Source organism: Clostridium kluyveri DSM 555 (assembly GCF_000016505.1).
Classification (GTDB): Bacteria; Bacillota; Clostridia; order Clostridiales; family Clostridiaceae; genus Clostridium_B; species Clostridium_B kluyveri.
The window spans coordinates 1595180-1617606 of the sequence record NC_009706.1 but is presented as its reverse complement, the minus strand read 5'-3'; the positions used below and the strand labels follow the sequence as shown (position 1 = coordinate 1617606).

Below are 22427 nucleotides of genomic sequence, written 5' to 3'. Positions count from 1 at the left end.
CTATTTTAAGTTCTGTTCATACGCCTGAACCATTTTTTTAACCATATTTCCACCTACAGAACCTGCTTCTCTTGAAGTAAGATCTCCATTGTATCCTTCTTTTAAATTCACTCCTACTTCCCTTGCTGATTCCATTTTAAATCTATTCAAGGCTTCTTTAGCCTGCGGAACTAAAACTCTATTTGTTCTGTTACTTGCCATGATTAATTTCCTCCTCTTTTTCTATATTCTTTTTTATATTCTTTGTTTTATATTACATTATAAGTTTGCTCCATATAAAAATTATTACACTATAAGTTTATATGAAAATAAGTTAATATTTATTACAAATAGAAATATTTTATATATAAAAATTATATTAATCCAATATTTTATATAAAATATTTCTTTTTTAAAGTATAATTTATATATATTAAATTTTAACAAGTAGGTGATTTTATTGTATAAAAAAGGAGATTTTCATTTACATACAACTGCTTCTGACGGAAAACTATCTCCTGCGGAAATAGTAACTAATTCAAAAAAAGCAGGTTTGGATATAATAGCTATAACGGATCATGATACTATATCTGGTATAGACAGCGCTTTATACCAAGGAGAAAAGGTAAATATAAAGGTTATTCCTGGCCTTGAGTTATCTACCTTATATAATAACAAAAGTGTCCATATATTAGGCTATTTCAAAGACCCCTCTTTTATATCATTGAAATTTAAAAATTTTTTAAAAGAAATGGATTCGTACAGAGTAGAAAGGGGTAAAAAAATAGTTCATAATCTAAATAAATTTTTTAATATAAATATTTCTTATGAGAATATAGTAAAAAATGCTCATGGAATTATTACAAGACCTCATATTGCTCGAGCTATTATAGATGAGGGATATAATTATAGTTTTCAAGATATATTTAAAAACTTTATAGGCGAATCCTGTGCCGCTTATGTTCCCAATAAAAAGCTTTCCACATTAGAAGGCATAAAAATGCTTCAATCATTAAATGCTTTAGTTGTATTAGCCCATCCTGTACTTATAAAAGATATTGATATAGAAGAACTAATCAGGTTTCCTTTCCACGGTATAGAAGCAATTTATGCTAACAATAGTACAGAAGATACAAATAAATTTATAGAATATGCTAAAAAATACAACAAAATAATAACTGCAGGCTCTGATTTCCATGGCAGCATTTCACAAAAAGATAAAAATTTAAAACATTCCCATGCCATAGGTGAAGTTTTTTTAGATGAGGATGGAATAAATATATTTTTAGATAAACTAAATAGTATGTAACTATACTAATTTTTACATGTACTAAAAATGCTGTATAACTAAAAATTTCAAATTATACAGCATTTTTTGTTATATTCTATTTAAAAAAGCAGTATACCCTTTTACAGCCTCATATATATCAGCTTTGCTGGCAACTTCCCAAGGTGCATGCATATTTTGTAGTGCTATACCGCAGTCTATAACCTGCATATTATATCGTGCCAATATATAGGCTATGGTTCCTCCTCCCCCTTGATCCACCTTTCCAAGTTCTGAAGTTTGCCAGTACACATCATCTTTTTCCATTATATTCCTTAGTTCAGCTATATATTCTGGATTTGCATCATTGCATCCAGATTTACCCTTAGAGCCGGTATATTTATTAAATACTATCCCCTTGCCAAAATAAGCTGAATTGTTTTTTTCCATAACAGAAGGGTAGTTAGGATCAAAAGCAGCACTAACATCTGAAGACAACATTTTTGAATTTGTTAAAACTCTCCTTAATTTTAAATCATTATAATCTCCACAAAGTGCTATAATTTCTGCCACTGTATTTTCAAAAAATCTTGAATGCATTCCAGTAGCCCCTACACTTCCTATTTCTTCTTTATCTACTAAAAGAGTAGCACAGGTTTTATCAGGATTATTTATATTCATCATTGCGACAAAAGAAGTATATGCACATATTCTATCATCCTGTCCATAAGCCATAATCATACTTCTATCCAGGCCAAAGTCCCTGGCAGGTCCTGCAGGAACTACCTCCAGTTCAGCAGATACAAAATCTTCTTCTTCTATTTTGTATTTATCATTTAATAGCCTCAAAATATTTTGTTTTACCCTATCTTTAGCCTCCTTATCCTGAATTGGAATACTTCCAACTAATATGTTTAAATCCTCTCCTTCTATTACTTTGTTTGCTTTTTTCTCCATTTGGATTGAAGATAAATGTACAAGTAAATCAGATATTCCAACTACAGGCTCATCCTCTTTTTCTCCCACCACTATTTCTACTTTACTGCCATCTTTCTTTACTACTACCCCATGAATGGCAAGAGGAATTGTAACCCACTGATATTTTTTTATACCCCCGTAATAATGAGTATCTAAAAGTGCCAGATCCATATCTTCATAAAGAGGATTTTGTTTTAAATCAATTCTTGGAGAATCTACATGAGCCCCCAGTATTCTCATACCCTCTTGTATATCTTTATTTCCAATTATAAAAAGTGCTAAAGTTTTATCCTTATTGTTGGCATAAACTTTATCACCTGGTTTTAAGACAGCCTTTTCATTTATAATACTTTCCAAATCCTTATACCCATTTTTTTCAGCTCTTAATATAAATTCCCTTATACATTCTCTTTCAGTTTTACACCTGGACATAAAATCCTTATATCCATCTGATAACTCAAAAAGGAGCTTAAAATCTTTTTTTGAATATTTATCCCAGGCATATTTATACTTTTTAGTTAAATCCTTTGACATTTCTATCTCTCCTTATCTATATTTAACTTACATAATACTATGAAAAAAAACAAATGGTAACATTCATTTTATTACCATTTATATTTTATCACAATAATTTTATTACAATACTGTTAAATTAATTTAAAGCCATTTTTTTCTCTTAAATACACATATTAGAGTTATGGCTACAACTACCATAATTAATATTACATAATGGCATCCATTATCCCGTTCTACAAATGGTATTCCTTTTAAGTTCATACCATACATGCTGCTTATTAAATTTAAAGGCAAAAATATAGTTGCTATTACCGTGAAAATTTTCATAAGTTCATTGGTCTTATTGGATATTTCTGATTCAAAAGCTTCTCTAACCAAAGCTAAATCTTGAACCAAACTTTCAAGAGAAGACATAAGTTTCTCTATTTTCTTATTTAAATTTATAAAATACTTCATGCTCTCTTTATCAATTACAAGATTATCATTTATAACTAAACTGTCTCCTATGTATATAAGAGGACTTAAATATTTTCTTATCTTATAGACCTGCCTTCTAAGAGTTATTAAATTGTCTATTTGCTCATGTCTTGGATTTTTCAAAATACTTATTTCAATTCTGTCTGCTTCAACTTCCAGTTCAGATATTATATCATGGTTTCTAACTACTATCCTGTCTAAAATATAATAGAGAAGTATACACACCTTTGGATTGTCTTTCAGTACAAAACAATTTTTAGAATCGTTTATATCCTTTATTAGAATATCTAATATATCAATTCTGTCCTTGTATACAGTTATAATATAATTTCTACTTAAAAATACATTTAATTCTTTAGCTATCACTATTTCCTCTACGTAGTTAAGTACATTACATATTAAAAAAATATATCCATCAAAAAAACTTATTTTTGGTACCTGTGAAAAACTTTTACACTCATTTATGGTTTCCCTATCTACAGATATAAAATTATCTAGTCTGTCAATTTCATCTATAGATAAGATTATCCAATAATGGTTATCCATAAATTCAATATCCCCATTAATTTCCTGGAAATTACTGTCTATATTTAATATTCTCACAAAAAACACCACCAATAAAAACTATAGCCTATTATTTAGTCCCCTAAAACTAAAATTCACATGATTTCAGTTTACATATTTGTTATCTATGATAAGTTCAGTTTATATTAGTGTGTTAATTTTAAACCTAAATAATTCATCATTCCCTTGATATATTTTTCGATAATTTATTCTTATACATCTTTTCATCTGAAGCTTTAATCACATCATTAACACTGAATTTGCTATCTTTTGTTATTTCTATTATTCCATAGCTAAAAGAACATTTAAAAGGCTTTTTATGATGCTTCAATCTACAACATATCCTCTCAATTATTTTTTCAGCATCCTCTTCACAGCAATCCGGAAAAATTATGAGGAACTCATCTCCACCCATGCGGCTCACCGTATCTGTCTTTCTTACCATTAATTCAATATTTGAAACAATAAAATTAATCACCCAGTCTCCTTCTACGTGACCATAGGTATCATTAATTTTTTTCAACCCATCTACATCTACAAAACATACAGATAAAGGTCTATCCCCTTTACATACTAGAGATAGTTCCCTTTCCAATGTCATAAGCCCTGTTCTGCGGTTTAAAACTCCTGTCATACAGTCAGTAAATGCATAATATTTAAGTTGTTCATGTTTAATTTTTAATTCTCTTTCTATTTCTATCCTTTGGGTTATGTCATTAAATATAATAACAGTCCCTCTATACTTTTCACTTACATCAAGCATTTTCTTAAATTTTACTAAAAAAGTTTTTTCACCAATTTTAGTTTCAATTGTTTTCTCCTGTAAAATTTCATCTTTATTTGAATCAACAAATTTACTAATTTCTTCATTTATCCATGATAATTCCCCGTCTATATTCACATTTCCATAATATTTTGTTCCTGGAACAACTACATTTAAGAAAACTTCTGCTGCTCTATAATTTATATTTTCAATATTAGTATTTCTACCTACAAGTATAATAGGATCATAAATACTTTCAAAAACAGTTAGGTATTTATTCTTTTCATTTGTCATTTCTCTATTTGATTTTTGAAGCTCTTCTAACTTTTGTTTTCCAGATAATCCTGCCCACTCTATAGTAAAACCCAATTCTATATGGTCAAAATATCTTTTAATATACTGGGAAAAGTGTTTCTTTTCTTTAGGTAAAAAATTACTTTCATCAATAATATCTATATATACTTGTTGATAATATTTCATAAGTCCTAGAAACATGCCTAATGTAACACCCCTTGAACGATGTTTTTGCGCTTCTAAAACCCCAAATTTAGCAACTTCACTTTTAGTGAAATCATCATCTGGCCCCATCTCAGGGATAGAGTTGTTTTTTTCAATGGCTTTTATAAGGGATTCCGAAAGTCCTGACATTGACATTCGCCATGCCTCTTTTAAAGTTGAAGTATATTTTACATAATTTCGTTCTTTTGCATATTTCAAAATTTTTTCTATGAGAATTTCCTCATTATCTAAAATTATTCTTTTTAATTTTTTCATATTCAATTAATTGCTAGCCCCTTTCAAATTAAAAAACTCCATCTGAAACTAAGAGTCACTTGATAATTTAGAGCTATTTATGCATATAAATATCTTTTTACAGCCAATTTCTTTTAATTGATCAAGTTGTCGATCCATTGACCAATCTGCAGTTGATACTCGTGCATATCCAATTTTCATTTAATCACCTCAACGTGATAGTACCATAAACATTTTTATTAAGCAATAAAGGCACTTTAATTTAGGTCATATTTATGATGCTGACTTTCTCATATAATAACGGCATTTAGTTCTATTAGAAAAAAGAACTAAAAACGACCGTTTGTAGTTCTTCATTTAAAAATAAAAATTGTACTTCATTAAACGCAGCCCATTTATAGACAGCACCTGTTTCCTGCTACGATTTTTTACGCACCGCCAAGAACAGCGCAGGGATCGCTGCTACCACTGCAAAGCCAATCGCCCACCAGAACGAGACGTCGTATGCATATGCAATCGCATGAAGATCAGACTGCACGTGGCCCGCCATCTGCTGCTCGGCGACAGTCGCAAGAATGGCCGACCCGAAAGCCCCTCCGATAGTTTGAAAGATCCTTGTGGCTATACTTGCATGTGGAACCTGATCTCTTTGAAGTCCAATGAGGGCGGATGCCATGATTGCAATAAACAAACCGCCAAGCCCTGACCCTCTGATCAAAAGGGCGACAGCCAAAAGAATCATATTTGTATCCGTACCCGCAAAAGCAAACGGCAATGTACCCATTACAATGGCAGCGAGGCTCATCAGTACAATATTGCGCGAGCCGTCACGATCCGCCGCTTTTCCAGCCCAACTTCTGGTGAGCAGCATGCCTATTCCCTGAGGAAGTAGCCACAAGCCGGCTGACAGGGCACTTGCACCGCGCACCTCCTGGTAATAGAGCGGCAGCATCAACAAAGCCCCATTCGTAATGATGCCGCTGAAAATCAGCAGGATATTGGAAGCGGAAAAATTGACGGATTTGAACAGCCTCAGATTCAGAGCTGGTTCCCGTTTCGTATTCAGAGCATAGACGACATAAGATGCCATCAAAACAATGCCGATGATGAGCGGGACATAGACTGCACTGCTATTTAATCCCCTGTGCGTGGCAATCTGGGCAATTCCATAGATCAGAAGTGCAAACGCTGGTGAGAGCAAAAGCAAGCCAATCACATCAAGGGATGCTTTCTTTTCCAAAAGCTTGTCGGCTGGTATTCCCCACAAGGCTAACGGAATCGCCACAATACAGATCGGAATATTAACCAAAAAGATAGCACGCCAGTTCAGACTGTTGACGATAATTCCTCCCAACACCGGGCCAAGGATCGGCCCAAGCATAGCGGGAATGCTGACTATCGACATAATTCGTCCGAGATTGCGTCCCCCGGAGATCTGTACCAGCTCTGTTTGCAGTACCGGCATCATTAATCCAGCACTGATACCCTGAATGACCCGGAAAATAATCATGCTTCCTATGTTCCATGACAGCATAGAGCATACAGAGCCAATGAAAAAAAGCGCCAATGAAAATATATAGGATCGTTTGCATCCAAATCGTTTGGTGGCCCAGCCTGAAATCGGAACGGTCAGCCCCATCGCCAGAACGTATCCTGTCGCGACCCACTGTACGGTGGAAATGGTTGTTTTCATATCAACCGCAATCGTATGGATTGCCACATTAACCATCGTTGAATCAAATAGCGGCGCAAGCGCACCGACAACTAGGACAATGGCGGCCCTGAGTACGACAGGATCGAGTTTTTCTTTTGCCGGTTTTACATTTTCTGTACTCATGAGAAAACTCCTTTCATAGTCACAATAAGAAACATTGAGTTTCTTTTCAGACTATGATATAATAAATATAGAACTTTGTCAATAGGAAACTTTAAGTTTTTTATATATATTTCTATGACAGAGGTACATTTATTGTTGAGGTTCGGAGGGAAACAAAACATGGATAAACAAAAGAAAGGTAAGCGCCGCCGCGGAGAAGTTCTGGAAGAAGCAATCCTGAATGCCGCATGGGAGGAACTCACTGAAACCGGCTACACGCATATGACGATGGAGAGCATCGCAACACGGGCGGGGACAAACAAATCCGTCCTTTATCGCCGCTGGGCCGATAAGTCTGAGCTTGTAATTGCTGCTCTGCGTAAATATTATTTTCCTAAAATTACAAATGAGATACCGAATACCGGAAACCTGCGCGGCGATGTGTATGCCTATCTGCATGCGCGTGTTGAACCGCTGAAAACAATCGGCACGGAGACGATTAGGGGACTTATGATGGAACCACTGGTGTGGCGCATGATCACCGCATCCATGCCGCAAATGATCGAGCGGAGATCAGAGAGCAAGCTGACGGCGGCTATGGCGGTGATTTTGAAAAACGCGGAACTTCGCGGAGAAATCCGACTTGAGAAGCTGACGCCCCGTATCATCTCATTGCCGGTGGATCTGTTGCAGTACGAGCTGATTACAAAGCTGAAACCCATATCCGACGAAGTCATAGCGGAGATTGTAGACGACATTTTTATGCCACTTATACATGCAACACAGCAATAGCAGAATCTTTCACAAATGCATGATCGGGAAGGCAAATCGAGACCATAAAAACACAACAACGGTTTTTGCAAGCTGTTTTTCGAATATTTTGGGTACAACTGTTGTGTTTTTTGTTGTCGTAAACTTAATTTTTACTTATATGGTTTTATTTTTAGCAATACGCTTAAATCAACAATTCTATAACCCTTTCTTCTTAATCCATCTATAATTTCTGGTAAAATCTCCACATCTATTTTATGTCCCACACTACTATGCATTAAAACAATATCACCTGGTCTAACATTATCAAGTATATTTTTCACAATAGTTTGTTTGTCTATATTCTGAACCCAATCCATGGAGTCAACAGACCAGATAACAATTTTATTGTTTGTTCCACTGACTGCAGCTAAAACTTTTTCATCTGTTGCTCCATATGGAGGTCTCACTAAAGCTGGCCTTTTGCCAATGATGTCCTTTATTTTATTTTCAGTAAGAATAATTTCTTCTCTTATTGTTTCAATATTTATTTTGGTGAAATACGGATGATTCCAACTATGGTTTAATATTAAATGGCCATCATCATAAGCTCTTTTTACTATATTAGGAAAATACTTTATTTGAGTTCCTACAAAGAAAAAATTAGCTTTTACATCATTACTTTTTAATATATCCAATACTCTAGGTGTTACTGATGAATCAGGGCCATCATCAAATGTTAAACTTACATTATTTTCTATTGTTGGTCCATTAATATACATTTCATTGGGATGTTTTTTTGCAAGCTGAACGATATATTTTCTCCATATAGTTAAATTATTCATTTGAGCTTTACTCATTTTATTCGTACTTCCAAGAATATCATAAGTAACAAATCTATATAAAGGTAAAGGCATAAATATTATAATTCCAGGCCTTACGTATAGAGGATTTAAATAAGGATTAGTACCAATTAAATTCATTGTATCTGTGGGTTTTATAATATATGGTATCATGAGAACTCCCCTAAATAATTTATATTTATATAATATGAATTTAATTGATTTTTGTTAGTGGAGCCATAACATATCAAGTATTATAACATTATTTTCATACTAATAATTGAGTATAATATTCTTACATTGTATAACATTAAGAGCAGAAATGCTTTTTTTGTTCTTTAGATTTTTATAAACTGTTTATTTGAGACATGGATTTTATCAACAAAATAGCCCCCAAATCATTCGGGGACTATTTTGTTGATTGTTATTCATTAGCTTCTAGTATTTATTGCTTTTCAGGATTGCGGTAATCTTTGTACACAGCTTATCTTATTTAACAACAATCAGTTCATATTCACGAGTACCGATTCCTATTTTTTCTGCATGGTCAAGACAAGTACGCCACTCTGATTCCGGTGTAGAGTTAGTGAAGTGGTCATGATGATCAACAAAGTTGGATTTTGCTATGTTATCGGACAGCTGGCTATTAGTTAGCGGGGTAGCCTCCATACAGGCATCCACACATGCCTGATCCAGTGCCAAAGGATCGAATGAAGCGAACATTCCTAGATTTGGAAGTATCGGAGCATCATTTTCACTGTGGCAGTCACAGTTAGGCGAAACATCCACCACAAGGGAAATGTGGAAGCAAGGACGACCATCTACTACTGCTTTGGCGTATTCTGCCATACGGCAGTTCAATTCTTCACTGGCCGACCAGTTTGCAAACTCGATTGCATCAAAATTACATGCGCCTAGGCAACGACCGCAGCCAACACAATTTTCTATGTTGATAGTCATTTTCTTTTTTACATCATCAAAAAATAGACCATTATTAGCACATTCTCGCTGGCACCTTTGGCATCCTCGACATTGCTCCTCTATGATATGAGGTTTACCATTAATATGCTGATCTTTTTTTCCAGCACGGGAACCACAGCCCATTCCAATGTTCTTAATGGCACCACCAAAACCAGCCATTTCATGACCTTTAAAGTGAGTTAAGCTGATAAACACATCAGCATCCATGATTGCATGTCCAATTTGAGCCTCTTTTATATATTCACCACCTATTACAGGTACCGCGATGTCATCAGTCCCTTTTAATCCATCTCCGATAATAACAGGGCATCCCACTGTAAGAGGGGTGAATCCATTTTCCCATGCACATTCTAAATGCTCAAGGGCATTCTTACGGCTGCCAGGGTATAAGGTGTTGCAGTCTGTTAGAAAGGGTTTACCCCCTAGTTCTTTCACCATGTCGGCTACAGCTTTAGCATAATTTGGGCGAAGATAACCTAAGTTGCCAAGCTCTCCAAAGTGCATCTTGATGGCAACGAACTTATTATCCATATCGATTTGTCCGATACCTGCATCTTTAATCAGCCTTTTTAGCTTGGTAGGTAAACCCTCTCCAAGTTTCGTACGAAAATCTGTAAAATAAACTTTTGATTTTTCCATATTTAATCACTCCTGTTTTAAAAAATATGATTTAATGAATTCAATTTTAATATCCAAATCTTACTATTTGAAGTTAGCTCCAAGTTAAGAAAGTTTTCAAAGGTTTGACTTAGCGTTCTTAAATAACACCAATTTCACTCAACCATGCTGACACATCTTTTCCTGCCTTATTAACACTACTTCCTCTGACTGCTAAGCCTTCTAGGACATTTGAATTTGGACAAAGTTTTTTGATATCTGTTGTGCTTCTGCCCATGCCGCCTCCACCATGTGTGCAGAATGGTATGATTGTTTTTCCAGAAAAATCATATGACTCAAAGAATGTAAATACCGCCATTGGTATTGTACTACACCAATTAGGATAACCAATGTAAATTATGTCATAAGAATCCATACCAGTGACGTTTATTGATAGTTCCGGTATGTAGTTGGCATTTTGTTCCTGTCTGGCCTTATCCACAACTCCATTATAATTAGTTGGATAAGATTCAACTGTTTTTATTTGGAAAAGCTCACCACCAACATTTTCTTTTGTGATATTTGCAATAACCTCTGTGTTTCCCGAATATGAAAAAAATGCAATAAGACTTTTTGACATCTTTAAATCCTCCTTTTTTTTATAGGGTTTATATAAAATATAACTATTTATACTTTACCACTTGGAGTTAACTCTAAGTCAAGCGCATTATTTAAATTTTTAGTAAAATGAAAAAGTAAATTCTTGTTTGCACTACTTAATTCGTGTGAGGTAAAAGAATACCGTTACTTTCCACGAAGAAAGGATCCTAAAAAAGTGCTACAGTGTGCTCATTTTAAAAGTTGTCATATGCGCTTCCTCTGCCAGAATAAAGATTTCGTCAGATCATGTAAACTCTGCTATGATACAAAGCTTGGCATTAGACAGTGTTCCCTTATTTGTCCTGACTATCAAGAAACCATCTTTCCTAAGCTTCAAAAGGCACCCTACGTTTGCAATGGCTGCTTGAAATTTCGCCGTTGTGATTTGCAACATGCACTTTATTCGCCCCAGCAGGCTGATGAATCTTCTCATGACCTTCTGGTCTCTTGTAGAGATGGTATTAATCAATCACCCGCTGATATTGCCTTGCTTGATGAGCTTATTTCTCCCTTACTGAAGCAGGGCAATCATTCGCTCATATTTATGCTCATCATGGTCATGAAATCCCTTGCAGCCGGAGGACTCTTTACAATTATATTGACAGGGGAGTTTTTACTGCCAAAAATATTGATTTAAGAAGACGTGTTCGTTACAAATGCAAGGAGCGCAAGAAAGGTACCCGAATAAGCCTTTCGGCTAGAAAGTTCCGTATCGGCCGAACCTATGATGACTTCTGTATATTTTTAAAAGGGAATCCTGGAATTTCTATTGTGGAATTAGATACTGTAGAAGGCGGACGAGGAAACAGTAAGCAGACCTTTCTTACTATCTTTTTCGCAACTGCTCTCTTATGATAATTTTTGTGCTGAAAAAAAAACAAAGGAATGTGTCATTGAAGTTTTTGACACTCTATCGAAAAAACTTGGGATTAAAGTATTTCAGGAACTTTTTCCAGTGATCCTTACGGGTAATGGAACAGAGTTCCAACTTCCAGAACGTATAGAATATGATGTCAACGGAGAAATGCGTACAAAATTATTTTTCTGTAATCCGAACAGTTCGTGGCAGAAAGGCCTGTTAGAGAAAAACCATGTTTGCACAACATAGATATGTGGAATCTAGTTTTGCACACTATTTCAGATGCCTGTTTGCCATGCTTGAACTCATAGAAACAGACATCTTTTACTTATTATACTGCCAGTTCCAGCTCTGGTAATTAGAAAAAATTTGACGTAAGTTCTGCACTATCAATGACAAAACTGCAAAATTAGAAGAACAGTATGGCTGCTTAATTGAGAAAGAGGTTCAGGTAAGGAAAAACATTCCTCATGAACTTCACCTGAACCTAAAAATTACCCAATACTTTTACTTTCCATTGCTTCCTCACGAAGGTTAAAAATTATTATTGTAAAAGTAAATACCTAAATATGTGCAGTGAAATGGTTCCAATTAATATGATAGTTAAAAATATGTGCGTATATAACCAAAACATTTTATGCCTCACATATATTTTTTTAAAATACTTCATAAGTATTCCAATTAATGTTACCATAACCATCAACAGAAGACTAATGTATCCAGTGGAAAATCTAATGTGGTATAAGTTGTTTCCAGCATGGATAAAGGCTAGAATTGTTGCTATTATAGAAAAAATACAATGGAAATTTAATAAATTTTTAGCAGGTAAATTTATCTTGGGACAAATACTTTTGAACCTTTTAAATAAACTATAGCTGCAGCCTAGGATAAAAAATATACATATCCACCAGCCCAATAATTGATTATTCACCAGACTCCAATGCATTTTCAATGGCTTTTAAAATTACTTTACTGCTATTTGTTGCCCCTGAAATAGTATCTACCCGCAGATTTTGAGCCTTTACCACCTTTTCTGGAATAACTTCTGCTGGCTTTCCTCTGTCATTTTTATGACTTATCAGGGTTATATCTACAATCTTGTTATTCTTAACTGTAACTGCAACTTTCGCACCCAAATACCCCACATCACAGGAACCTGTATATTTACCATCAGAAATCTTTGATAAATCCACATTACTAATTTTTAATTCTCTAATTGCTTTCTTATACTTCTGCACAGAAATCAAATATTTTCCCCCAATAATGCCCACAACCAGAATCACAATACAAACTGCACTAAATACTATCTTTTTTACGTTTGACATGCCTAATCCCCCTTCGCATAATTTTTTACTGTTTGTTTTGATAGTTATATTTTTTAAATAATCAACTTCTTCAAGTCATTGGCTAAGCCATTACAACTTGATTTTCTTTCCATATCAGAAAGTGTATAATACCTATCCATCTTTAATAATCCTTTTTGTTCTGCAGCGGCTGAATTTAACTCTAAATCAACTGCCTTTTCTTGAAAAGATATTTTGTAGGTTTCATTTTCAAAGGGATAGGTAGGAAGTGCCACCTTTTTCTCCTTACCCGTGGAGAATTTATTAGGGTTATACCTAGCTCCCAATACATAAAGCTTAGCAAATACTGTGATAATAGATTCTACAGCATTTTCATTTATATTCATCTCAACCCAGTTAAACAGCCTATCATCATAAAATTCTTTATTCTTAATTTTATCAACTTTACCAGGATAAATAACTACCTGATCTTTATTCACAAATCCATCTAAACTTTTAATATTTTCTATAACCTTTATTGGAATATCCAAAAATTCTTCAATAGCTCCTGAAGGTGTTAATATAGGATAATTTAAATACACGGCATTTTCATTACTCTTAGAATAATTACCATCTTCTATAACGCTGATATGAATAAGCTGCCCCAAAGCTTGCTCTAAATTTATTAAACCTGTTAAAACCGCTGCAGTTAAAATACCCGTACCCTGTGCAATTATTCCGCAAATATTTAAATCAAAATCATTTAAAAGAACACCAAGTGCATATTGAACTGCAAAAGAATCAATAGGTTCAATTTCTTCACTATATCCATTTTTCAGCTCCTTATATATATCCATGCATTCTCTGTATGCGGTATCAAAGGCAGCAAAACGGGAACATAAATCATGTTTACAATCTTCAAAAATCTTTATGTTATCATCCAGCATAAGGTAAGCTTGGTTTTCACGATTTGGGTGAGAACGTCCCTTATAAACTCCTTCAATGCTACTGCCGTTTTCAAGTGAAGTAAGCACTTCCAATAAATGCGCCCTTGATTTCACCACCGCTGCAGTCTTAGTGATTAATTCCTTTTGAGCACTATTTACAGTAAAGCAAATTGAAGCTGCACTTAAATTTTCATGCTGTTTTATGTGATTCTTTAAATTAGCAGCTATGCGTTTCACCACATTTTCATTCCTACCAGTTAACTGTAACAGGTATGGAGGTCTTTCTTCTTCATATTCCCTCATGTCCGGAGCTTTTTCCAGAACCACATGAACATTGGTTCCACCAAAGCCAAAGGCATTCACTCCTGCCCTTAAAGGAGTTATATTATTACTTTTCCATTCCATTGGTTCTCCACTAACAACATAAAATGGAGAATTAGCAAAATCTATATTAGGGTTACTTCTTGACTTATCATAGTTTACAGTATGTGGTATTTTTTTATTTTTAAGTGCAAGAACTACTTTTATTAAACTTGTAACTCCAGATGCGGATAACATATGTCCTATGGAAGATTTAACTGACCCAATAGCACAAAAAGCTTTTTCTGATGTAAAGGAACGAAAAGCGTGATTCATACCTTGGATTTCAATAGGATCACCTAAGGGTGTACCTGTACCATGAGTTTCAATGTAAGATATGGTTTCTGGATTGATATTTGCTTCTAAATACGCTTTTCTTATAGCATCTGCCTGTCCCTGAGGTCTAGGAGCTGTTAAACCCTGAGAATGTCCATCATTATTCATGGCAGAACCCTTAATTACAGCCAGTATATTGTCTCTGTCTCTCATGGCATTTTCTAGTGGTTTTAACAGTACTGCACTTGCTCCTTCTGAAATTACCATACCATCTGCCCTGCTGTCAAATGGGTAACAAACTCCTGTTTTAGATAAGGCCGTTACTCTGCTTAAACCTACAAATGGAGTAGGCGAAAGATTCAAATTCACCCCTCCAACTATGGCCATTTCACTTTGCCCTGTTCTAATACTCTCACATGCTAGATGTAGTGCTGCCAGGGAAGATGAACATGCTGAATTAATTGTTAAACTTGGCCCAGTAAAATTCAGACAGTGACTTACCCGAGCTGCTACCTCATTTAAACTATTTCCTGCAACAAAATCAGGCACCATCTCTGCTGGTTTCAACACATTAAAAATACTGTTCATTATTTTATCCTGTTCTACATGCCCTATGTTATTAAATGTGTGATTACTTGATAAATAATTCTTTAGTTTCATGTAAATTCCATAATTTGCAAAGTGTTCTGCATAGGTATTTTGTTCACAGCCTACAAAAACTCCAATATTATTTGAGCCATATCTTCCTCCATAGCCAGCTTGCTGTAATGCTTCCCAAGCAATCTCCAGAAAAATTCTCTGCTGCGGATCAGTAACAGCAGCTTCACTTGGGGACAAACCAAAGAACATAGGATCAAACTCGTAGGGCTTATCTATAAATCCACCGCACTTAGAATAAGAAGTATACAAAGAATTTACATCTGTACTAAAATAATCCTTTAATGACCATCTTTCTGATGGCACTTCTCTTATCATACATTTGCCGCTTTCAAGAATACTCCAGTATTCATCTAAAGTATTTGCACCTGGTATTCTAACACTGGCGCCTATTATTGCAATATCCTTTATTTTTTCCATTGAAGAAGTATTTCTTTCTGAAATATCTATTTCTTGTGCTGTTACTCCATCAGAATCTCCAAAATAAACTTTCTCAATATATTGTGCCAATGAATCAGGAGTTTGATATTCAAATATTAATGTAGGATACAATTCTATTCCAAGATTATGTCCTAACTTTTCCATAACCTTAACTGCTCCCAGTGAATCCAAGCCTAACTCCAGAAAATTCTGTCCTATATCCAGTTCTTCCTGATGAACTTGCAATTGGTCAGCAATAATTTTACAGACAGTCTCTCTGATATTCTGGGATTTTTTAAAATCTAGTGTATTAACTTTAATTGAAAGAGGTTTCTTTTCCTGTGTTATTTCAAGCTTATCTAGAATGTGTATTACTCTTTGGCTCCCATCTGACAATACCCTCATCAGTGCTTCCACAGCTTTCTCGGCAGGAAGAGGATTTAAGCCTTGAACTTTTACTGCCATTGAAGCCATATTACCAAGATTAGCACCCATTCCAGTTTTAGCCCATAGAGAATAATTTAATGCAATGGTTTTTCCCGGTGCATTTTCAGATGCCCTATGAAAACTGTATGTTGACAAAAAGGAATTTGCTGCAGCGTAATCGCCAAGTCCTGCTGACCAAATCTTTTTGGAGGAAGATACTGACGAGAGCATAACAAAAAACTTTAAAGGCTCCTTTCTTGTAACATAATCAGTTATTACCGCTCCCTGCACCTTAGGTTCTATGACACTATTCACTGTATCAATACTTTTATCTAAAAGCTTAAAGCTTGAAAAATCCCAGGTACCAGCTGCGTGAATTACACCTTGAATAGAGCCATATATATTATTTACTTTTTCCATAAGAACTTCCATTTCGTTAATTTTTGTTACATCTACAGCTTCATAAGTAACATTTGCCCCAAGTTTTTCAAGGCTTAAAATTAACTCAATCTTTTTAGCACATTTAGCATTATTAGATATTTGTGTATTCCACTCTTCTATTAATGGTAATTTCTCACGGCCTGTTAAAACCAGATTAACTTTAGCTTTTTTAGCAAATGCTTTGGCAATTTCACCTCCTACAGCACTTGCACCTCCCGTAATCAAATAGGTTTCGCCATCATTAAACTGGATTTTTGAGTATTTATTCAATTCACCTGTGTTGATTAAATCTCTTACATACCTTATTCCACCTCTGATAACTAATATACCCTCATCATTTATTTCCTTCCCTATTTCATTAAATAGTATTTCAGCAAGTTCTTTATTAGATTTATACTCTTTTTTATCTATATCTATACAACATGAATTTATAAAAGTATTTTCCTGATCTAAAGCTAATGCCAGAGTTACAGTAATAGATTGATGTGGATTAAAAATTTTATAATTTTCAGTTACAGATATTCCGCTGTTTGTAGCCAGCAATAATCTTATGTTTTCTGCATTAAGCTCTTTTAAAGCCTTTCCAATACACAATATACTGTAAATATCTTCCTGAATCACCCTGCCATCAAATACAAATTCTGATTTCCATGCTTCCCTTTTTAAATTCCATAAATGTATCACTGCAGCTATAGGTTCTGGAATGTTTTTAAATAGCTCAATATAATCCTTCTCCACCAATGGATTAATTATAAAATTTTTATTGGAATCCCAGCTGTATTCACTTCCTAAGCTAACAACATAAATTTTATTTTCTTTTTCATCAAACATTGATTTAAATTCTTCTCCAATGCCATTTCCATCATCAAATATTACTACACTCCCTGCTGGCAATGAACTAAGAGAGTTGTCTAATTCAGCTTTCCAGTTCCAGCTATAAAACCAGCTGTTTGGTACCTTTATATTTTCCATTCCAAAATCTGGCCTATATGTACTCCTGTGGAATGGATATGACGGCAATTGAACCCTATTATAGCAAATACCCTGCTCAAATTTTTCCCAATTTATATTAATCCCTAAGCAAAACAGTGAAGACAGTGTGCCTAAACAGGTATCCCAGGAATCCTTCTTGCGGTCTGAAGCTGTCAAAATTATTTTAGTATTGCTAGTTTTTATACCTCTTGCCATTCCTGATAATATCTTATCAGGTCCGCACTCAATAAAGGTATCTACAGAGTTGTTTGATAAATATTTTAAACTTTGCTCGAACTTTACAGGTTGAAGAATATGCTGGATCCAGTATTCAGCATCAAAAGGTTTATTCATTATTTCTCCTGTGACATTTGATACTACAGGTATTTTAGGAGAATTAAAGGTTACCCCCTCTAATACTGCCTTAAAATCACTCAGCATTGGCTTCATAAGCGGCGTATGAAAAGCCTGGGAAACATTTAATTTTTTAAATCCTATTCCCTCTTTTAACAGTACTTCACCAAATTTTTCTATTGCATTTACTTCCCCTGATATAACCTGATGGGTTCCATTGTATGCTGCAATCCAAACATTACCTTCAAAAGCTTCAAGTAACCCTTGGAGTTTGTCTCCAGAAGTAAACACTGCACACATACCGCCTGATGATTGCAGTTCTTCTATTAATTTGCCTCTGGCTGCTACTATCTTCGCAGCATCCTGCAGACTTACTATGCCCGAGAGACAAGCTGCTGACCACTCACCAATACTATGGCCAAGTACATAGTCAGGTTTAACCCCTAAATCTATAAAGAACTTTCCAAAAGCATAGTCAATGGTAAATACCACCGGCTGTGTAATATTTGTCCTTGCAAGAAGTATTTCATCTGCTTTGTCACTATAAATCAAATCAGTTATCTTTTCATTAAGGTAAGGATAAAACACCTCCGAGCATTCATCAATATATGTCCTGAAAATAGGCAGATTTTCATATAGTTGTTTTCCCATGCCAACATATTGTGAGCCCTGACCTGTGAACATTAATGCTATTTTAGGAAATGCCTTACCATCAATATTATCTAATTTCACTTCTTGAAGCTTACTCATTAAATCCTCACAAGAGTCTGCAACCACACTACAGCGATATTTAAGCAGTGTCCTGGTGACATTTTCTGTATAACATATATCTCCCAAGGAACTTTCATTATTAGTTTTAAGATGTTCTACTAAATTTTTTATTTTTTGATTTAATGATTCTTTTGTATTTGCAGAAAGACACAGAACATGCTTAGAATGTTCATATATTTTTTCGGACTTTGTTTTAGTTAACTCAGGAGTCTCTTCAATAACCATATGGCAATTAGTACCTCCAAATCCAAAGGAATTAATAGAAGCCCGTCTGGCTATATTTGGAGAAACACTCCACTCCTTTGCCTTAAAAATAGTATAAAAAGGAGTTCTATCAAATTTAATAGAAGGATTAAGCTCATTTAAATTCACATTAGGAGGCATAATTTTATTATTTAAGGCTAATACCACTTTAATAAAGCTGGCTATACCCGCACCGCTGAGAAGATGCCCAATATTTGATTTAACTGACCCTATAGCTATGGAATTAGCTTCAGGACTCCACCTTTTAAAAGCTCTGTCTAGAGCTCTAACTTCACTTAAATCCCCAATCTTTGTACCAGTGCCATGTGCTTCCACATATTGTATATCCTTAGGATTGAAACCATTATTTACATACAAGGATTCAATTACTTCACGCTGGCCATCAGGGTTAGGTGCCATAACTCCTATAGAATGTCCATCATTATTTATCGCACTTGCTTTGATAACTGCAAGAACATTATCTTCATCTTTCAAAGCTTTTTTCAAAGGCTTCAGCAAAACTAGACCTGCACCTTCTCCTGGAACAAAACCATCAGCTTGAGAATCAAAAACTCTTGACAGTCCGCTTGTTGACAGGGCACCTGCACTACTAAAATATATATATGGAGTAGGAGTGAGTAAAAGATTAATTCCTCCTGCCAGGGCAAATTCACATTCACCTCTAAGAAGAGACTGGCAGGCCAGATGAATAGTCACTATTGAGGATGAGCAGGCTGTATCTACCACCATACTAGGCCCTTTTAAATTAAATTCCTGAGAAGTTCTAGCTGCAACCATATTCAAAATATTATCCACAAGTAAATTAGGATGGAAATGGGTTATACCAAGCTTATTTTTCCATTCCTCAAGAATAGACTCTTGTTCTTCTTTTGTAAGTGAGTTAAAACTATCAAAGCTTTTGAGATTTGACATATTTAAAGTATTTAAATGATATTCATAATAGGAATTTGTACCAGCTCCAATAAATAATCCCAAATTTTTCCCACCTATTTTTTTCTTACAATACCCTGCCCTCTCTAATATTTCAAATACTAATTCAAGCATAATTCGCTGCTGAGGGTCCATAACAGCGGCCTCCTCATCAGATATATTAAAGAATTCAGCATCAAAATCAAAAGGTTTATCTATAAAAGCACCTGTACGGCAATTTGTTTTTATTGCATCAACATTCGGACTATAGTATTTATCTATATCCCATCTATCTGCAGGTATTTCATCAATACTGCACTTTCCATTTACAATATTGTTCCAGAACTCTTCAGGAGTTGATGCATCAGGGAAACGGCAGGCCATTTCTATTACTGCTATGTCATCATCCTTATCTATTAGGGATGGAGCTATCTTTGTCACATTAATTTCTGAGGTATTTTCTTCATGTAATCTTCTAATATATTCATCCATATCACTTATAGTTTCACAATTGATAAGTATATCATGGCTTAAAGTTAATTCTAATTCATCTTCTAACATACCTAAAACTTGCACTGCTTTTACCGAAGTTCCTCCTAATGATAAAAATGACTGATTATATCCTATACTTTCTGCAGGTCTGTCCAGTACCTTTGACCAAATTTCACGTATTTTATCTATATTTTGTCCTGATATTAAAGACCTGGATGTTCCACTTTTCTCTATTTTTTCTATCTCATTAAGTAATAACTCATCTGAGGTAAATGTTTCACCCTCATACTCATTATTTAAAAATGACTGTACCAACATAAAACGCTGTATTTTACCACTGGTGGTTTTAGGAATAGATTTAATCAAAACAACATATTCAATGACAATACCAAAAATTTCATTTATTTTACTAAGTATATTTGCATAAAAGCTTTTTAAATTATCCTTATTGATACGAAGTGCAGAAAATAAGGCAACCTTTTCTCTTCCTTCTTTCTCATCATGCCATGCACATACTACAACTTTTCCTGGTTTTACTCCTTCAAATTCTTCTAATTTAAACTCAATATCATGTGCAAAGAAATTTTGTCCATTAACAAAAATTATGTCCTTCATACGCCCTGTTACACACAGCTTTCCATCAATCATAAAACCAATATCACCTGTTTTTAGCCACCCATCCTGAAAAGACTTAAGGGTTGCTTCTGGATTATTAATGTAACCTGAGGTAACATTGTCACCTTTTATTTGAATTTCCCCTAATTGTTTTTCTAAAACTACTTTTCCCTGCTCATCTACAATACGAACTTCCGTTCCAGGAACAGGATATCCTTCACTGGCCATCTGAAATGAATCAAAATTACCTTCATCAATTTCTTCAGCTATTAAATTATTTACAAGGCTATTTCTGCTAATACAATGGCTTTCTGGTTTAGTACCTGCAATTGGAAAAGTAACCGCTAAACAAGCCTCAGCCATTCCATACACCATATACATACTTGTTTCAGATAAATTACATACAGCTAATTTTTCCATAAATTCTTTAGCTAGGGGTACAAAAATGGGTTCTGCTCCATTAAAAATTAACCTTAGGGAACTTAAATCCCAAGCTTCAAGATGTTTGTCTGTAATTTTTCTAAGCAGTAATCTATAGCCAAAGTTAGGGCTGGAAGTTACAGTAATTTTATACTTGGAAATTAAATCAAACCAAAGAGCAGGTCTTCTTACAAATTTTACAGGATGCATGTTTATCTGAAATATACCTAAAGCAATTAATGTCAAATGATTGCCAATTAAACCCATATCATGATAATAAGGCATCCATGAAAAAAATCTATCCTCTGAAGTTAAACCCGCACCTTCAATAATTCCTTCTATATTAGTTAATAAATTTTTATGTGTTAAAATCACTCCCTTAGGTTTACTGGTAGTTCCTGAACTAAATTGTATAAAAGCAGGCTTTTCTGATGGTGACAAATTTATTGAACCTTTTACTGTACTTTGCCTTAAAATTGATACATCCAGCATCAACATATCTTTACAATCCTCATATAACTCATTATTTTTCATACTTCCAATCATGGAAGCATCACTTATTATTACAGGTTTTTCAAGGGTATTCCACACATTTATGAGCTTTTCTAAAGAAGCATTTTTTCTCTTGAAAGATGAAGGATAGGAAATTGGTGCAGGTATAATTCCACCAAGTATACAAGCCCAAAAGCTGATGGCAAAGTCAATATTATTTTCAAAGGAAAGAATTGCAAAATCATCTTGTTTTAAACCATTTTGTTGAAGCATTCCTAAACAGTAAACAGCCTTTTCAAGTATTTGTTTATAGGTTAAAAAAACTTCTGCATTATTATCTTGTATAAACAATATCCCTTTATCCTTCTGATTTTCTGAAGCTTCTATTAATAAGTTACCAATATTTATTTTACTGCAATACTTGCCTGTTATAGGCTTGCCGCAGACAATTGACATTTTTGTGTTATCTTTAGCTTTATTCATTTTTTCATTATTCATGTAATCATCCCCTTAATCATAGTTTCTC

General features: G+C 34.4%; 14 protein-coding genes. 3 read left to right on the top strand and 11 right to left on the bottom strand.

Annotated elements, in window-relative coordinates; all coding sequences use genetic code 11:
* A complete protein-coding gene (locus CKL_RS07580; protein WP_012620447.1) occupies positions 1-201 on the bottom strand; it encodes an alpha/beta-type small acid-soluble spore protein in 201 nt (66 codons plus the stop codon).
* A gap of 238 nt (positions 202-439) precedes the next feature.
* Between CKL_RS07580 and CKL_RS07575 the strand changes: the two genes are divergently transcribed.
* On the top strand, positions 440-1288 hold the full coding sequence (locus tag CKL_RS07575) for a PHP domain-containing protein (protein ID WP_012101932.1): 849 nt from the start codon (positions 440-442) through the stop codon (positions 1286-1288).
* A gap of 69 nt (positions 1289-1357) precedes the next feature.
* Here the strand turns inward: CKL_RS07575 and CKL_RS07570 are convergent, their stop codons facing one another.
* From CKL_RS07570 to CKL_RS07555, 5 genes are all read right to left on the bottom strand, one after another.
* Entirely contained in the window at positions 1358-2758 is a 1401-nt protein-coding gene (locus CKL_RS07570) for an aminopeptidase (RefSeq protein WP_012101931.1), read from the bottom strand.
* Between the two features lie 123 nt (positions 2759-2881).
* Positions 2882-3820, bottom strand: coding sequence for a magnesium transporter CorA family protein (locus CKL_RS07565; RefSeq protein WP_012101930.1), 939 nt, complete (start codon positions 3818-3820; stop codon positions 2882-2884).
* Between the two features lie 139 nt (positions 3821-3959).
* On the bottom strand, positions 3960-5318 hold the full coding sequence (locus CKL_RS07560; RefSeq protein WP_242649480.1) for a sensor domain-containing diguanylate cyclase: 1359 nt from the start codon (positions 5316-5318) through the stop codon (positions 3960-3962).
* Between the two features lie 48 nt (positions 5319-5366).
* The gene (locus tag CKL_RS19775) at positions 5367-5498 is read right to left on the bottom strand and encodes a recombinase family protein (protein ID WP_148204832.1); all 132 of its coding nucleotides are present in this window, start codon (positions 5496-5498) and stop codon (positions 5367-5369) included.
* A 217-nt stretch (positions 5499-5715) separates the two neighbouring features.
* Positions 5716-7134, bottom strand: a complete 1419-nt coding sequence (locus tag CKL_RS07555) for an MDR family MFS transporter (RefSeq protein ID WP_012101928.1) — start codon at positions 7132-7134, stop codon at positions 5716-5718.
* 159 nt (positions 7135-7293) lie between these two features.
* On the opposite strand from CKL_RS07555, the gene CKL_RS07550 reads away from it, so the two are divergent.
* A complete protein-coding gene (locus CKL_RS07550; protein WP_012101927.1) occupies positions 7294-7905 on the top strand; it encodes a TetR/AcrR family transcriptional regulator in 612 nt (203 codons plus the stop codon).
* A gap of 131 nt (positions 7906-8036) precedes the next feature.
* Here the strand turns inward: CKL_RS07550 and CKL_RS07545 are convergent, their stop codons facing one another.
* From CKL_RS07545 to CKL_RS07535, 3 genes are all read right to left on the bottom strand, one after another.
* Positions 8037-8879, bottom strand: a complete 843-nt coding sequence (locus tag CKL_RS07545) for a polysaccharide deacetylase family protein (RefSeq protein WP_012101926.1) — start codon at positions 8877-8879, stop codon at positions 8037-8039.
* A gap of 315 nt (positions 8880-9194) precedes the next feature.
* Positions 9195-10325, bottom strand: coding sequence for a DUF362 domain-containing protein (locus CKL_RS07540; RefSeq protein WP_012101925.1), 1131 nt, complete (start codon positions 10323-10325; stop codon positions 9195-9197).
* 118 nt (positions 10326-10443) lie between these two features.
* Positions 10444-10923, bottom strand: coding sequence for a flavodoxin (locus CKL_RS07535; RefSeq protein ID WP_012101924.1), 480 nt, complete (start codon positions 10921-10923; stop codon positions 10444-10446).
* Between the two features lie 384 nt (positions 10924-11307).
* On the opposite strand from CKL_RS07535, the gene CKL_RS21225 reads away from it, so the two are divergent.
* Positions 11308-11580 (top strand): hypothetical protein, encoded by a 273-nt coding sequence (locus CKL_RS21225; RefSeq protein WP_242649460.1) that lies wholly within the window; start codon positions 11308-11310, stop codon positions 11578-11580.
* A gap of 1145 nt (positions 11581-12725) precedes the next feature.
* On the opposite strand, the gene CKL_RS07530 is transcribed toward CKL_RS21225, so the two are convergent.
* Together CKL_RS07530 and CKL_RS07525 are read right to left on the bottom strand one after the other, a co-directional pair.
* Positions 12726-13127, bottom strand: a complete 402-nt coding sequence (locus CKL_RS07530; protein WP_012101920.1) for an FMN-binding protein — start codon at positions 13125-13127, stop codon at positions 12726-12728.
* A gap of 53 nt (positions 13128-13180) precedes the next feature.
* Complete coding sequence (locus CKL_RS07525; RefSeq protein WP_012101919.1) at positions 13181-22399, bottom strand: type I polyketide synthase; 9219 nt, start codon at positions 22397-22399, stop codon at positions 13181-13183.
* Between the last annotated feature and the right edge of the window lie 28 nt (positions 22400-22427).